Origin of the sequence: Bradyrhizobium sp. CCBAU 51765, from assembly GCF_015291725.1 — a bacterium.
GTDB classification, from domain to species: domain Bacteria; phylum Pseudomonadota; class Alphaproteobacteria; order Rhizobiales; family Xanthobacteraceae; genus Bradyrhizobium; species Bradyrhizobium liaoningense.
Genome location: NZ_CP030038.1, coordinates 7538908 through 7553553 on the forward strand (window position 1 = coordinate 7538908; position 14646 = coordinate 7553553).

At 64.9% G+C, this 14646-nt stretch carries 13 protein-coding genes; 1 reads left to right on the forward strand and 12 read right to left on the reverse strand.

Annotation, left to right across the window (positions count from 1 at the left end; all coding sequences use genetic code 11):
• Positions 1–9 precede the first annotated feature (9 nt).
• Together XH96_RS34930 and XH96_RS34935 are read right to left on the reverse strand one after the other, a co-directional pair.
• Positions 10–1812 (reverse strand): cation:proton antiporter, encoded by a 1803-nt coding sequence (locus XH96_RS34930; protein WP_194389861.1) that lies wholly within the window; start codon positions 1810–1812, stop codon positions 10–12.
• 139 nt (positions 1813–1951) lie between these two features.
• Positions 1952–2788 carry an SDR family oxidoreductase gene (locus XH96_RS34935; protein WP_194389862.1) on the reverse strand — a complete coding sequence of 279 codons (837 nt, stop codon included), beginning with the start codon at positions 2786–2788 and terminating at the stop codon, positions 1952–1954.
• Positions 2789–3232: 444 nt separating this feature from the next.
• Between XH96_RS34935 and XH96_RS34940 the strand changes: the two genes are divergently transcribed.
• A complete protein-coding gene (locus XH96_RS34940; RefSeq protein WP_194389863.1) occupies positions 3233–4561 on the forward strand; it encodes a dicarboxylate/amino acid:cation symporter in 1329 nt (442 codons plus the stop codon).
• Between the two features lie 144 nt (positions 4562–4705).
• Here the strand turns inward: XH96_RS34940 and XH96_RS34945 are convergent, their stop codons facing one another.
• The 10 genes from XH96_RS34945 to XH96_RS34990 form a co-directional block, all read right to left on the reverse strand.
• A complete protein-coding gene (locus XH96_RS34945) occupies positions 4706–6319 on the reverse strand; it encodes an ABC-F family ATP-binding cassette domain-containing protein (protein ID WP_194389864.1) in 1614 nt (537 codons plus the stop codon).
• Between the two features lie 172 nt (positions 6320–6491).
• Positions 6492–6839: a RidA family protein gene (locus XH96_RS34950; RefSeq protein ID WP_194389865.1), complete on the reverse strand. Its 348-nt coding sequence runs from the start codon at positions 6837–6839 to the stop codon at positions 6492–6494.
• A gap of 14 nt (positions 6840–6853) precedes the next feature.
• Positions 6854–7975, reverse strand: a complete 1122-nt coding sequence (locus XH96_RS34955) for an FAD-binding oxidoreductase (protein ID WP_194389866.1) — start codon at positions 7973–7975, stop codon at positions 6854–6856.
• The gene (locus XH96_RS34960) at positions 7972–9390 is read right to left on the reverse strand and encodes an NAD(P)/FAD-dependent oxidoreductase (RefSeq protein ID WP_194389867.1); all 1419 of its coding nucleotides are present in this window, start codon (positions 9388–9390) and stop codon (positions 7972–7974) included. The genes XH96_RS34955 and XH96_RS34960 overlap by 4 nt, the downstream gene beginning before the upstream one ends.
• On the reverse strand, positions 9387–9683 hold the full coding sequence (locus tag XH96_RS34965) for a (2Fe-2S)-binding protein (RefSeq protein ID WP_028178984.1): 297 nt from the start codon (positions 9681–9683) through the stop codon (positions 9387–9389). Before XH96_RS34965 ends, XH96_RS34960 begins: the two co-directional genes overlap by 4 nt.
• Before the next feature lie 31 nt (positions 9684–9714).
• Positions 9715–10851 (reverse strand): FAD-binding oxidoreductase, encoded by a 1137-nt coding sequence (locus tag XH96_RS34970; RefSeq protein WP_194389868.1) that lies wholly within the window; start codon positions 10849–10851, stop codon positions 9715–9717.
• Between the two features lie 8 nt (positions 10852–10859).
• Positions 10860–11666: an ABC transporter permease gene (locus tag XH96_RS34975; protein ID WP_194389869.1), complete on the reverse strand. Its 807-nt coding sequence runs from the start codon at positions 11664–11666 to the stop codon at positions 10860–10862.
• Positions 11663–12538, reverse strand: a complete 876-nt coding sequence (locus XH96_RS34980) for an ABC transporter permease (RefSeq protein ID WP_194389870.1) — start codon at positions 12536–12538, stop codon at positions 11663–11665. Before XH96_RS34980 ends, XH96_RS34975 begins: the two co-directional genes overlap by 4 nt.
• Positions 12535–13575, reverse strand: a complete 1041-nt coding sequence (locus tag XH96_RS34985; protein ID WP_194389871.1) for an ABC transporter ATP-binding protein — start codon at positions 13573–13575, stop codon at positions 12535–12537. The genes XH96_RS34980 and XH96_RS34985 overlap by 4 nt, the downstream gene beginning before the upstream one ends.
• Positions 13576–13598: 23 nt before the next feature.
• A complete protein-coding gene (locus tag XH96_RS34990) occupies positions 13599–14633 on the reverse strand; it encodes an ABC transporter substrate-binding protein (RefSeq protein ID WP_194389872.1) in 1035 nt (344 codons plus the stop codon).
• Positions 14634–14646 lie beyond the last annotated feature (13 nt).

Below are 14646 nucleotides of genomic sequence, written 5' to 3' on the forward strand. Positions count from 1 at the left end.
TTTTCCAGATCACTGTCGGCGGGACGGACGCCCTGCGATGGACGATGGGTGAGATTTGTCCTGGTCTGCCGTGTGGGCAGCTTGCTGCAGCGTCCGCCGAAACTCATCGCGCTTTTCGTGCACCGAGGCTATCGCATGTCCGACCGCGACCCCGAGGCCGACCAGCGCGGCTTCTGAAAGCTGCAGGCTTGCCTCGATGGTTTCCGGCACCGCGTCGGTTGCGCCGATTGCATAGAGGTGACGGGCGTGATCAGCGTCGCGCGCACGTGAGACGATCAACACATCCGGCCGCACCGCACGGGTCCGCCCGACGACGGCATCGATCGCCGTTCGCGACTGAATCGTGATGATCACACCGGTCGTCTGCATCAGGCCGCAAGCTTCGAGAAAGCCCGGTTCTGTCGCGTCGCCAAAGAAGACCTTATGGCCGTCGCGGCGGTCGCGCGCCACGCCGATCGGATCGTGATCAACCGCGATGTAGTCTACGCCATGGGAGGTAAGCAGCGAGCAGACCACTTTTCCAACACGGCCATAGCCGACCACGATGGCCTGTGTTCGGTCACTTGGCGGCTGAACCGTCAGTTCGGGATCGAGGATGCGCTCGTCAGCCAGCTTGGCGGCCAGTCGTCGTCCGAGCGCGCCCAAGAGCGGCGTCAGCGCCATCGTCACGGCGGTGATGGCGACGACGAAGCTCGACACGCGAGGCTCGATCAGGCCGGCGGCCGCCGCCATGCCGATGCTGACGAATGCGAACTCGCCCACGGGCCCCAGCAGGAAGCCGATCTCGATCGCCGCCGGCCATGAGAGCCTGAAGAGGCGGCCCAGAATGATCAGCACGATCGCCTTGCCGGCGAGAATGCCGATAACGGCAGCCAACAGCCAACCGGGCTCGCGCATGAACACGCGGAAGTCGATGGCCATGCCGACGGTGAAGAAGAAGATGCCAAGAAGCAGGCCCTTGAACGGCTCGACGGTGGCCTCGATGGCTTTTCCATACTCCGTTTCCGCCAGCATCAGTCCTGCAACGAATGCCCCGAGCGCCATCGACAGGCCGGCTTGGTGTGCGGCAAGCCCTGCGCCGACGATGACGAACAGGGTCGCCGCAACAAACAACTCGGTCGAATGGGTTCCCGCAACCATCTGGAACAGCGGACGCATCAGCAGCCGTCCGATCAGAATGAGAAAAGCGACCGCCACGACCGCCTTCAGGATCGCAGTGGAGATGTGCGTCACGACCGAGCCACCGCCGCCTGCACCGAGTACCGAGACGAACACGAGAATGGGGACCACGGCGAGGTCCTGGGCCAGCAAGACCGAGAAGCTGGCGCGCCCGGCTGTGGTCGCAAGTCGCCTCTCGGCGGAGAGAAGCTCGAGCACGATGGCCGTCGAGGACAGCGCAAGGCTCGCGCCAATGATGACGGAAGTATCGGAGCTCTGCCCACAGAGGAGCGCCGCGCCAAATATCATGGCGGACGTCGCCAGCACTTGCAGGCCGCCAAGCCCGAACACCAGCCGCCGCATCGTGACGAGCCGCCGGAAAGACAGCTCGAGCCCGATCAGGAATAGCAGAAACACGATGCCGAGATTGGCGATGCCCGCGACATTCTGCGCGTCCGTCACCGTGAACCAGTACAGGAACGGGAGATTCTGAACGAGCGAACCAAGCCCGAGCGGACCGAGAATGGCGCCGGCGCCGAGATAGCCCAGCACGGGGTTGATGCCCCAGCGGCGCACGATCGGCACCACCACGCCGGCGGTGCCGAGAACCACGAGCGCGTCGCTATAGGCATTGATGTTGATGGTTGTGGTCACGAGCCCGTCTTGTGTCGGCGCTTGCCAATAACGGCCGCGTCGTCCACGGTCGATAGCACACGGCGCCGCAGCCCCCAACCCATCCTGATTCTTCCGCGGGCACTGGCGGCCGCCGATGCGCGCGGTCCAAGGCTGACGTTCAGCTTGCCCAGTTCTCACGGAATTCGGGGAATAGCGTCAGGCCCCCGCAGGCATAGATCGTCTGCCCCGTGATGTAGCTCGCATCCTCCGAGGCGAGGAAGGCGAACACGGCGGCGATCTCTTCCGGCGTGCCGACGCGGCCCAGCGGAATATGGCTGGTGACGACGCCGCGCTTTTCGGGATCGCCGGTCCAGGCCGCATTGATCGGCGTGTCGATCGCGCCCGGCCCCACCGCGTTGACGCGGATGCCCCGGCCGGCAAATTCCAGCGCCAGCGTGCGCGTCAGATTGGCCATGCCTCCCTTGCTGATCGAATAAGCGAGATAGCCTGGCTTTGGAATGATCTGGTGGACGCTCGAACAATTGATGATGCTGCCGCCTCCGCCGCGTGCGACGAAGTGAGCGAGCGCCTTCTGCGCGCAGAGCACCGCGCCATTGAGATTGACGTCGATGATGCGCCGATAGGTTTCGATGTCGAGCGCCTCGCTCGGCGATTCCTTCTGGAAGCCGGCGTTGTTGACAAGACAATCGAGACGTTTCCAGCGAGAAAGGATCGTCTCGAACATCGCAGCAATGTCCTGCTCATCGCCGACATTGGCCTTGACGATGCAATGATCGGGCTCGCCGTGGCCGCGCGAGCGCGAAGCTGCCCGTGCGAGTGCGAGCGTCTCCTCCGCCCGCTCCACGTTCTCGAAATAGTTGATGGCGACGGTTGCGCCTTCCTGGGCGAGCCGGACGGCGACGGCGCGGCCGATGCCTTGCGATGCACCGGTCACCAGGGCGTACTGACCGACGAGGCGCGAAGGAAATGAGGTCGAACGTTCGGTTTGCGGCATGTGTTCTCTCCAGATGCGTCATCATGGATGGAACCGGCGTTTTGTTCCACCCGGTTGTGCATACGCCGCACGCATCCCTGGACACGGCGTGGCCGGCAGTTGGGTGGAATCGATCGGCATGCCGAGGCGAGGCCGTTCACCAGGCACCCGAGACATCCGCCGATCGCACCGAGGATGACCGGCAGGCGGCGCTGCATGCCTGGGCTGCGGCAAGCACTCCGATCATCGGAACGGTCGCGAGCCCGCCTCATCGAGAGCCTGCCGCCGTCGGCCGTCACCGGCGCCGTGGTGGCTGCGATCGACAACAAGCGCGCTTGTGGCTCCGCGATTGATCTTCGTGCAAACAGACAAAAATGTGATTGTCGCTTCGGCGGCGGCCATCACATGATGCAAGTCATGCATGATTCAGATCATGCATGATCAATGCGTTCCGGGGCACACTCCATGACACAAATCGCGATCCAGCCAGCCATTCACCGCCGGCACCAGCCCTGGTACAAGATCCTCTACGTCCAGGTGCTGATCGCGATCGCGCTCGGCGTGCTCATCGGCTATTTCTATCCTGATCTCGGCAAGGCCCTGAAGCCGCTCGGCGACGGCTTCATCGCGCTGATCAAGATGATGATCGCGCCGGTGATCTTCTGCACCGTGGTGCACGGCATCTCCTCGATGGGCGATCTCAAGCGCGTCGGCCGGGTCGGGCTGAAGTCGCTGATCTATTTCGAGACGGTCTCGACCGTCGCGCTCGCGGTCGGACTGCTGGTTGGGGAGATTCTCCAGCCCGGGCATGGCTTCAACATCGATCCCGCAACGATCGACCCGAAATCGGTCGCGACCTACGTCACCAAGGCCAAGGAAGAGGGCATCGTCGCCCATCTGATGGCGATCATCCCCGACAGCTATCTGGGCGCGATCGCGCGCGGCGACCTCCTGCAGGTGCTGCTGATCTCGATCCTCTCCGGCTTCGCCATCGCCTTCCTCGGCAAGGCCGGCGAGCCCATTGCGGACGCGATCGACAAGGCCGCGAAGATGTTCTTCGGCATCATCCGCATCATCGTGCGCGTCGCGCCGATCGGCGCCTTCGGCGCGATGGCGTTCACCGTCGGCGCCTACGGCCTCGGCTCGCTGCTCAACCTCGCGGCGCTGATCGGGACGTTCTATCTCACCAGCATCCTGTTCGTGCTGGTCGTGCTAGGTGCGATCGCTCGCCTCGCCGGCTTCTCGATCCTGCGCTTCATCGCCTACATCAAGGACGAGCTGCTGATCGTGCTCGGCACGTCCTCCTCCGAGACGGTGCTGCCGCAGATGATCCAGAAGATGGAGCATCTCGGCGCCTCGCGCTCGGTGGTCGGCCTCGTCATTCCGACGGGGTACAGCTTCAATCTCGACGGCACCAACATCTACATGACGCTGGCGACGTTGTTCCTGGCGCAGGCAACCAACACGCATCTGACCATCTGGCAGGAGCTCGGCATTCTGGGCATCGCCATGATCACCTCGAAGGGCGCCTCGGGCGTCACCGGTGCCGGCTTCATCACGCTCGCGGCAACGCTCTCGATCGTACCCGACATTCCGATCCAGTCGATCGCGATCCTGGTCGGCATCGACAAGTTCATGAGCGAGTGCCGCGCGCTGACCAATCTGATCGGCAATGGCGTCGCCTGCGTCGTCATCAGCATCTCCGAAGGCGAGCTCGACCGTGACGCCCTGCACGAGACCATGGCCCATCCGCTGGAGATGGGCGAGGCGCTGGAGCCGGGCGGAGGCGGGTAGATCGAAGTCAGGCGAAGTTCAATTTCTGACGCGGCAGTTTCCCGGAGTGGAAAACCGGGGGATAAGCGTCACAACAGCGGCACTGCGATCACGGTTACTCATTTTTCCACCCGACGCGCTGGGGGCAGGGCGTCGAGTATTTTGTTACTCGAACGATGAGCCTGTGGACTCACGTCCGCCGGCAAGATCGAGCTGCCGCGTGATCCCGACTGCCTGCAGGAATGCCTCGTCATGACAGACGACAAGCAGCGCGCCGTCATAGGCCCTCAGGCCGGCCTCGACGGCTTCGATGGACTCGACATCCAGATGGTTGGTCGGCTCGTCGAGAATGAGCAGGGACGGTGGGGTCAGCCCGCCAAGCACACAGGCAAGGCCTGCACGAAACAACTGCCCGCCGCTCAGGCTTCCGACGATCTGCAAGGCAGCATCGGCGCGAAACATGAACCGCGCCAGCGCGGCATGGCATTCATTCGCTCCCGCCTTCGGATTGAGACGCCCAAAATTGTCCAGGATGGAGGTCGCGGGATCGAGCAGGCTGACCTTCTGATCAAACAGCGCGAAGTCCGGCCTGACCCGCACGGTGCCGGAGAGCGGGCGCAGCTCGCCCGCGATCAATTTCAGCAGCGTCGTCTTGCCGGAGCCGTTCGGTCCGACCAGCGCGACGCGCTCCGGTCCGACGATCGTGAGCGATAGATCGCGGAAGACCGGCCGCTCCGGCCGATAGCCTGCACTGACGCCGTCGAGCCAGAGCACCTCCCTGCCCGCCGGCAGGCCGGTCGCGGGCAACCCGACCGACAATGGCTGAACAATCTCGATACGCCGGCGCGCCGTATCCGCAGCATCGATGGCCTCTGCGCGCCGCCGCTCGGCGATTTGCGCGTTCTTGCCGCCGCTGTCCTCGCTGCGATCCTTGCGTGCTCCGGCCAGGATGCGCGGCATGTCGCCCTTGGCGCGCTTCTTCCTGCCGCCGCTGTCCCTGCGCGCTTTTCTTTCCGCGGCCTCTTGCGTCTTGCCGTCAATCTCGAACAGGCGCCTTTCGGCATGGGCGAGATCATGCCTGACAGCGGCGAGTTCAACGGCCTTCTGCTCGCGATACCGACTCCAATTGCCACCGTATCGCATGGCTCCCAACGACGTCAGCTCGACGATCGCATCCATGGTCTCCAGCAAGCCCCGGTCGTGGCTGACGACGATCGCCCCGCCACGCCAGGTGGCGAGCAGATCAGTCACCGCCTTGCGTCCGTCCCGGTCGAGATTGTTGGTGGGCTCGTCCAGGAGCAGGAAGTCGGGCGCGGCGAAGATCAGTGCGGCGAGTCGAAGCCGCGTGATCTGGCCGCCGGACAGGCGAGACAGCTCCGTGTCGGGAGACGGATCGAACCCGAGGCGGGCCAGCGCGGCCTCGAGCCGCGTCTCGAGCGTCCAGTCAATCGCAGCGATCTCATCGGCTGAGGCATCGCCTCGCTCTGCAAGGCGAAGCAGCTCCAGCGCCTGCCGCACGCCGAACAGGTCGGCGACGGTCCCGCCGGCAAGCACCTGCACATCCTGGCGCAACAAGCCGATGGTGCCGCTGATCAGAACGCGCCCTGATTGGGGCACATGTTCCCCCAGGATCGACGCAAGCAGCGTCGTCTTCCCGACGCCGTTGCGGCCGACCAGACCGGTACGCTCGGCCGCGAATGTCAGATCGATGTTGGAGAGAAGAGAGCGGCCGTCAGGCGTGGACAGCGACAGGTTCGACAGAATGATCGAGGCAGGCATGGAATTCCCCGTGAGCAAGGCAGGTGGGCTTTGCGGTCGGGGTCATATCCATGGCGGCACGTATCCTGATTGAGGAGTTTTCCAAGTAGTCCCATCGAAGGGCAAGATCAAGGCGGGGCGCGCGGAGGACGACAGCGCGGGAGGCGCCGTCGTCCTCCGTCGTCGTGCGCCATCAACCCTTCAAAGCGGTCACCACCACCTCGATCAGCGCGCCGCCGCCGAGATCGGCGACGCCGACGGTAGCGCGGGTCGGGAGATTGTCGCCGAAGAACTCGGTCCAGGCCGCATCCATCTCGTTCTTCTTGGAGAGATCGGTGACGAAGATCGAGGCGCTGACGACACGAGACTTGTCGGTGCCGGCCTCCTTCAGATAGCCCGCGATCTTGCCCAGGATGTTGCGGGTCTGCTCGCCCATCGAGACCGAGGTGTCATCGGCAATGGTGCCACCGAGGAAGACGAAGCCATTGGCCTCGACGGCGCGGTGCATGATGGGCGTGCGAATGCTGCGGTTGATGCTCATGATGTCCTCTTTTTCTAGAGCGTTGAAGGATGGAAGCGGTCGATGCCGAGATCGCTGACGCGGGTCTGGCTGCCGCCATTGACGATCAGCTCCGCCATCACGGCGCCGGCGCCGGGGCCGAGCTGAAAGCCGTGCAGCGAGAAGCCGAACTGGTGATAGAGACCCTTGTGTCGGCTACTCGGGCCGAACACGGGCAGATCGTCTTTCATCTTCGCCTCGATGCCGGCCCACGCGCGGACGATGGTGGCGCTGCGCATCACCGGGAACAGCTCGAACACGGTCTGTGCGCTGGTCGCGAGGCTCTTCCAGTCCAGCACCGTCTCGTTGCGGTCCTGGTCCGGCGTCGCCAGATGACCGCCGCCGATCAGCACGGTGCCGTTCTTGAATTGCTTGAAAGAGAGTTTGCGCCCGCGCAGGATCACGACGGGATCGATGAAGTGCGGCACGCGCGAGGTGATCATCAGCATCGGCGCGACCGTCTCGACCGGAACCGGCTCACCGAGCGCGGCGGCGATCCTGCCGGCCCAGGCGCCCGCGGCGTTGACGAGCACCGGCGCAGCATAGGTGTCCGTGCCGACGTCGACGTGCCAGAGCCCGTCGTTGTAGCGGATGTTGCCGGCGGCCACGCCCTCGCGCACGGTCGCGCCGAGCTGCTCCGCCTTGCGGCGGAATGCCGTCGTCGCCTGCGCCGGATTGGCGGCTCCGTCCCGGCGCGAGACCACGCCGCCGGGACAGGTCTCGGCGACGGCCGGCACGAGGCGCCGCAGTTCAGTCGCGTCGATCAGCTCTTCATGGGTAAAGCCGAGCGCGTTGAGCTCGGCGACACGCGCGCGGCAGATCGCGAGCTCCTCCTCGTCTTCCGCGACCAATACCTGGCCGTGGCTCTCGAAGCTGCAATCGTCGTCGAGGAGACCTGAAATCTTCTCCCAGATCCCCATCGAGCGGATCGAGAGCGGGATTTCGGGGACATGCCGTGCGAGCTGACGGACTCCGCCGGCATTGACACCCGAGGCATGGCGGCCGGCGTAGTCCTTCTCGATCAGCACCGGCTTCAAGCCGGCGAGGCACAGATGCAGCGCGGTCGAACATCCGTGGATGCCGCCGCCGACGACGATTGCATCCACGTTCTTGGTCATCCGCGCACCACGGCCTTGATGTCGGCTTCGCTCTTGGGAACGGCGGCGAGCTCGGCGAGCGTGATCGGCTTCACCGGCGCACGCAGCCGGTAATAGCCGATCTCCTGCGGGGACTTGCCGCGCGCCTGCGCCATCAGCTCGGTGACCGTGAGGCCGCAAAGCCGGCCCTGGCACGGACCCATGCCGGTGCGGCGATAGGACTTGAGCTGGTTCGGGCCGGTCGCGCCGATTGCGACGGAATCGAGAACGTCCTTGGCCGTCACCTCTTCGCAGCGGCAGACGATGGTATCGCCCGAGGGAATACGGAACTGCCGCGCGGGACGAAACAGCGTGTCGAGGAAGACGCGGCCGCGCTCGGCCCTGGCGAGATCGGAACGGAGCGTTGCCATTGCGGGAAGCTTCGCAGCGGCCGCGGGCGCCAGTGCTTCCACTGCCGCGCGCGCCGCGATGCGGCCGCGGACCACGGCTGCATTCGCACCGCCGATGCCGGCGCCATCGCCCGCGATTGCAATTCCGGCCACCGACGAATTGCCGCTCGCATCGAGCACCGGCGACCAACACAATTGCAGATCGTCCCAGCGATGCTCGATTCCTGCTGCCATCGCCAGATTGACGTTGGGCACGACGCCCTGATGCAACAGCAACAGATCCGCCGGGATGGTCTCGCGCTTGCCGCCCGCGACATAGCTCACGCTCGCTAGCTGGCCATCACCGGAGGCCGCAAGCTCGGTGACACCCGAGACGACCTGCACCTTCGCCTTGACCTCGCGCATCATCGACAGGCCCTTGGCAAAATAGGGCGAAGTCAGGAAGGCAAAGGCATGAGGCAGCGCCGCGAAATAATTGCCGCGCTTGGTGGTGTCGAGAATGCGGTCGATACGGCCGCCGAGGCGGAGAATCTGCGCGGCGAGCAGCCAGAGCAGCGGCCCCTGCCCCGCGATCACCGTGCGTCCATCAGGCACCAGCGCCGATGATTTCAGCATGGTCTGCGCCGCACCCGCGGTCATCACGCCCGGCAGCGTCCAGCCGGGAATCGGGAACGGCCGCTCCAGCGCGCCAGTTGCGAGGATCACGCGCTTCGCCTTGACGAAGGCGGATGCGCCGCCGATCGAGACGGCAATCTCGAGATTGCGGTCGAGGCTCCAGACCGTCGCACGATGGATGATTTCGGCGCCGCTCGCATGCAGCGCCTGCACGAGATCGGCACCGACCCAATAATCGGCGCCGAGCTGATTGCGCTCGGTGACCGGCGTCGAGGAAATCGCGCGGAACACCTGGCCGCCGGGACCGACATTCTCGTCGAGCAGCAGCGTCGACAGGCCAGCCTCGGCGGCTGTCGCGGCAGCAGCCAGACCCGCAGGCCCGGCGCCGATCACCACCACGTCATAGGCTTCGCGCTTGGGAGCCACAGTCATTTTCCGATCTCCCGCTTGCCCTTCTGGATTTCGACCTGCATGCCCTCCGCGACAGGCACCAGGCAACCCTGCCGGTTGCCGACGCCATCGATGGTGACGAGGCAGTCGAAGCACACGCCCATCATGCAATAAGGCAGACGCGGCGCGCCGCTCACTGCGGTGGAACGCCGTGCGTCAACGCCGGAGGCCAAGAGCGCGGCAGAGACGGTGTCACCCTGGCGCGCTGCGACGGCGACGCCGTCGACGAAGATCTGCACTTGCGGACGCTTGTCCTGTTCGGATCGCCTGAACATAGGGATGCCCCTTGGCTCCTTCCTGAAATCTCTAATAGCCGCTGTTGTTGGCTGCGCCCGCGTCACCAAAGCGGCTGGCCGAGAACGCGCCGACCAGCTCCGGCTCGAGCGCGCCTTGCGCCACCATGCGCGCGATCTCGAAGGCATGGTTGGAGGCGAGCGTCACGCCGGAATGGCAGCAGGCCACGAACGCGCCGGGATGCGTCTCCGACTGGTCGTAGATCGGAAAGCCGTCCTGCGGCATGACGCGGATGCCGGCCCAGCTTCTGACCACGTTGAGCCGCGACAGATGCGGAAACATCCGCTGTGCGCGGTCCGTCATCACGGCGCTGATCGAATGCTTGAGCGCGCGATCGTCGAGCTCGTCCTCCTTGCTGTCGCCGATCATCACCGTACCCTCGTCGGTCTGGCGGATCGTCGTCAGCGGATGCGGCAGGAATGGCATGGTGCGCTCGGTCACCACGATCTGGCCGCGGGTCGGGCCCATCGGCGCGTAGAGGCCGACCATTGGCGCCAGCGTCTGGTTGGCATTGCCGGCGGCCAGCACGATCTTGGCGGCGCGCAGCTCGCCCTTCGGCGTCGTCAGGCGAAACTCGCCGCCGCTTTTGCTGATCGACGAGACCGGCCGCTCCGGAAAATAATCGATGCCGAATGCCCTGAAGCCGGTGTGAAACGCGCGGAAGGTGCGCAGCGAGTTGACGTGGCCGTCGAGCGGACAATAGCTGCCGCCGGAGACTTCGGGGCCAATCAGCGGCAGCGACTTCTTCACCTCGGATGCGGGAAGCATCTCCATCTTGTAGTCGGCCGCGCCAGCCTGGTTGTGCATGCGCTTGACGAGCTCGGTACGCTGGCCGAATTCGTCCTCGCCGAGCGTGAGATGAAAGCCACCGTTCTGCTGCAGGGCGACGTCGAGGCCGGTCTGTTGCTTCAGTTCGGACGCAAGCCGGCCCCAAGCCTGCGACGCCTGCACGGTCCACACCGTATAGGCCGGCATGCCGAGCCCTTTGCTCTGGACCCAAACCAGCGCAAAGTTCGCGCGCGAGGCGCGCTTGGTGATGTCGCCTTCGTCGAGCACGGCGACCTTCTTGCCGAGCCGGCCGAGGCCCCAGGCAATGGCTGAGCCGAGCAGTCCGCCGCCGACGACGGCGACGTCGTAATCCGTTCGCATAGGTTCTCCTATCGTCCCGTATCGCCCTTGCCGGCGAGCACGCGGTCGAGCCCGTAGAAGCGGTCGAGCAGAATGAGGGCGGTCATGGTAACAGCGATCACGCAGGCCGAGACCGACGTCACCAGCGGATCGATGTTGTCCTGGATATAAAGGAACATGCGCACCGGCAACGTCTCGGTGCCGGGTGCCGCGAGGAAGACGGTCATGGTGAGATCGTCGAAGGACTGGATGAAGGCGAGCGCCCAGCCGCTGATGACGCCGGGCAGGATCAGCGGCAGCGTCACGCGGCGGAACAATGTCCAACCGCCGGCGCCGAGCGAGACCGCGGCCATCTCGACGGTGCGGTCCATGCCGGTTGCCGCCGCCAGAGTGAGCCGCAGCGCGAACGGAAACACGATGATGACATGCGCGATGATCAGCGCGGCGAAGCTGCCGCCCAGCCCGACCGACGTGAAGAAGCGCAGGAAGGCAATGCCGAGCACCACATGCGGGATCATCAGCGGCGACAGGAACAGCGCCGCCAGCGCATCACGGCCGCGGAAGCGATAGCGCGCGATCGCGAGCGCCGCCGGCACCGCGAACAGAAGCGCGACGAAGGACGAGAGCGCGCCCAGCCCAAGGCTGACCCAGAAGGCATGGATGAATTCGGGATAGTTCGCGATCGTCCTGAACCAGCGCAGCGAGAAGCCGTTGGTCGGCAGCGAGAGGAAGCCTTCCGGCGTGAAGGCGACGAGGCAGACCACCAGGATCGGCGCCACCATGACGATGACGAAGATGGCATGGAAGGTCAGCGCCAGCGGGCCGTTCCGTCTCATCGGAACACCTCCGCGTAACGGCGCTCGATCAACGCGTTGCTGCCGACGACGATCAGCACCAGCGCGACCAGCAGCAGCGTCGCGACGGCGGCGCCGAGCGGCCAGTTCAATGTGTTGAGGAACTCGTCATAGGCGAGCGTCGCGGCGACCTTGAGCCGTCGGCCGCCGATGATCGCCGGCGTCGCGAAGGCGCTGGCCGAGAGCGAGAACACGATGATGGCCCCCGACAGCACGCCCGGCATGATCTGCGGCATGATGATGCGACGGATGATCGTCGTTGGGCCGGCGCCCAGCGACATCGCGGCGTTCTCGATCTGCGGATCGAGGCGCTGCAGCGCGGCCCACACCGACAGCACCATGAACGGCATCATCACGTGCGCAAGCGCGATGATCATTCCCGTTTCGGTGAACATGAAGGGGATGGGGGAGCGCATGACCCCGAGCGACATCAGAAGCTTGTTGACGAGGCCGTTGTTGCCGCCGAACAGCAGCGCCCAGCCGAGTGTGCGCGCGACGACGGAGATCAAGAGCGGCCCGAGAATGACGAGCAGGAAAAAGCTCTTCCAGCGGCCGCTCATGCGGTTGAGGATGTACGCTTCGGGCGCACCCAGCAAGGCCGTGAGCAGCGTGGTCAGGATCGCGACGCGAAACGTCCGCCAGAACATTTCTGCATAGTAGGGATCGGTCGCGATCTCGTGCCAGTTCTTGAGGATGAAGACCGGCTCGATGCCCTTGTACTGGCCCCAATCGTGGAACGACAGCATCACCGTCGTCGCCAGCGGAATCAGCAGCACGCCGACGAACAACATCAAGGCCGGCGCCGTCAGCGCCCAGGGCGCACGGGCGTTTCGTTCATCGGCGGCCATGCTCATACGGAGGCTCCGCCGCGCACGCTCATGTCCTCCGGCCGCCACGTGAGACGTACTGCCTCGCCTTCGGCTGGCTGCGGCTTGCCATCGTTCTGACGGATCACGATGGCCGGACCACATTCGCTATCGCACTGAAACAGCCAGTGATTCCCCTGAAAGATGCGCGTGACAATCTTGGCGCTGAGCCCCGTATCAGCAAAGCCGATTCGTTCGGGGCGAACACTCACTGTCACGGGACCGCCCAGCCCGGCCGGTGCCGGCGCGCGCCAGGAGCCTGCCACCAACTGGGTAGGCGATACGACCCGGTCGATCATCCCGGGAAAATCATTTGTCTTGCCCAGGAACTGCGAGACGAAAGCCGAAGCGGGCTTCTCATATGTCTCTTGCGGCGTGCCGATCTGCTCGATCTTGCCCTGGCTCATCACCACGATGCGGTCGGACAGCGACATCGCCTCGTTCTGGTCGTGCGTGACCAGGATCGTGGTGGTGCCGATGGTGCGCTGGATCTGGCGCAGCTCGATCTGCATCTCCTCGCGCAATTTTGCGTCGAGATTCGACAGCGGCTCGTCGAGCAGCAGCACGCTCGGCTTGATCACCAGCGCGCGTGCCAGCGCCACGCGCTGTTGCTGGCCGCCGGACATGCGGCGCGGATGGCGGTCCTCGTAGCCGGCGAGCCCCACCATTGCCAGCGCGGCCCGAACGCGCTCGGCCCGCTCGCCTCGTGGCACGTTGCGCATCTTGAGGCCGAAGGCGACATTCTCCGCCGCGGTCATGTGGGGAAACAGCGCGTAGCTCTGGAACACGATGCCGAGGCCGCGCTTGGCCGGATGGATCGCGGTGAGGTCCTTGCCCTCCAGGCGGATCGCGCCGCGCGTGGGATCGAGGAAGCCCGCGATCATCTGCAATGTCGTGGTCTTGCCGCAGCCGGACGGGCCGAGGAAGGAGATGAACTCCCCCTTCCCCACCGACAGGCTGAAGTCGTCGACCACAGTCTGCGCGCCGAACTGCTTTGCGACCCGATCGAGCTCGAGATAGGCCATGACGCTGTCTCCGCCGCGACCGATCAGCGCTCGACCTCGCGATTCCAGCGCTTGGTCCACTCCTCGCGCTTCTCGTTGATGACGGTCCAGTCCGGATTGTAGAGCTTGGCCGCGCGCTCGCCGATCGGCGCCATCTTGCCGAGCTCCGGCGGGATCACCAGCGATTTCAGCACCGGACCGTAGCCATAGTCCTTCAGCATCACGAGCTGGATTTTTGGATCGAGCAGCATCTTGACGAAGCTCACAGCGAGTGGCGAGGCATTCGGCTTGGCGATCGGACACGCCGTCGTCAGCAGCGTCGCCGCACCTTCCTTCGGATAGACGAAGTCGACGGGAAAGCCGGTGTTGGCAAAACTCTGCACGCGGCCGGTGCCCCATACCGCGATCACGGCCTGGCCGGACTGGAACAGCTCGGTCATCTTGCCCGGCGACGGCTCATAGGCCAGCACGTTGGGATTGATCTGCTCCTTGAAGATCTTGAAGCCCGAGTCGACGTTGGTCTCACCGCCGCCATTCATCTTCGCCAGCATCACCAGCGCTTCGAGACCATAGGTGTTGTTGATCGGCGGGATCACGAGCTGTTTTGCGTATTTCGTGTCCTTCAGGTCGTTCCACGAAGTCGGCGGCGCCCAGCCTTTCTCCTTGAACACCTTGGTGTTGTACATCAGGCCGGTCGCGACGATGCCGATCGCGACGGCGCGATCGTCCTTGAAGCGCGCGGTGTCGTAGAGATCGGCCGGCAGTCCGTCGAGCTTGCCGCAGAAGCCGAGCTGGATGGCCTGGTACATCGGGCCGTCATCGACGATGGCGACGTCGATCTGCTGGTTGCCCTTCTGCGCCTGAAGCTTGGCCAGCGTGTCGGTGGAGTTGCCGGCGACGTACTCGACCTTGACGCCGTTCTCCTTCTCGAAGGCCGGGATCACCTCGTCGCGGATCGTCTTTTCGAACGAGCCGCCGTAGCCGGCGACGTAGAGGGTCTTTTGCTGGGCCGAGGCGACCGACGGGGCGGCAACGAGCGCCGCGATGCTGACCGCTGTCAGAAGGCGAAGAGTCTTCATATGGACCGATCTC

Coding starts and splice junctions, on each gene's coding strand:
- XH96_RS34935 (WP_194389862.1), bottom strand. CDS start 2,788: ATGCCGCAAACCGAACGTTCGACCTCATTTCCTTCGCGCCTCGTCGGT.
- XH96_RS34940 (WP_194389863.1), top strand. CDS start 3,233: ATGACACAAATCGCGATCCAGCCAGCCATTCACCGCCGGCACCAGCCC.
- XH96_RS34945 (WP_194389864.1), bottom strand. CDS start 6,319: ATGCCTGCCTCGATCATTCTGTCGAACCTGTCGCTGTCCACGCCTGAC.
- XH96_RS34950 (WP_194389865.1), bottom strand. CDS start 6,839: ATGAGCATCAACCGCAGCATTCGCACGCCCATCATGCACCGCGCCGTC.
- XH96_RS34955 (WP_194389866.1), bottom strand. CDS start 7,975: ATGACCAAGAACGTGGATGCAATCGTCGTCGGCGGCGGCATCCACGGA.
- XH96_RS34960 (WP_194389867.1), bottom strand. CDS start 9,390: ATGACTGTGGCTCCCAAGCGCGAAGCCTATGACGTGGTGGTGATCGGC.
- XH96_RS34965 (WP_028178984.1), bottom strand. CDS start 9,683: ATGTTCAGGCGATCCGAACAGGACAAGCGTCCGCAAGTGCAGATCTTC.
- XH96_RS34970 (WP_194389868.1), bottom strand. CDS start 10,851: ATGCGAACGGATTACGACGTCGCCGTCGTCGGCGGCGGACTGCTCGGC.
- XH96_RS34975 (WP_194389869.1), bottom strand. CDS start 11,666: ATGAGACGGAACGGCCCGCTGGCGCTGACCTTCCATGCCATCTTCGTC.
- XH96_RS34980 (WP_194389870.1), bottom strand. CDS start 12,538: ATGAGCATGGCCGCCGATGAACGAAACGCCCGTGCGCCCTGGGCGCTG.
- XH96_RS34985 (WP_194389871.1), bottom strand. CDS start 13,575: ATGGCCTATCTCGAGCTCGATCGGGTCGCAAAGCAGTTCGGCGCGCAG.
- XH96_RS34990 (WP_194389872.1), bottom strand. CDS start 14,633: ATGAAGACTCTTCGCCTTCTGACAGCGGTCAGCATCGCGGCGCTCGTT.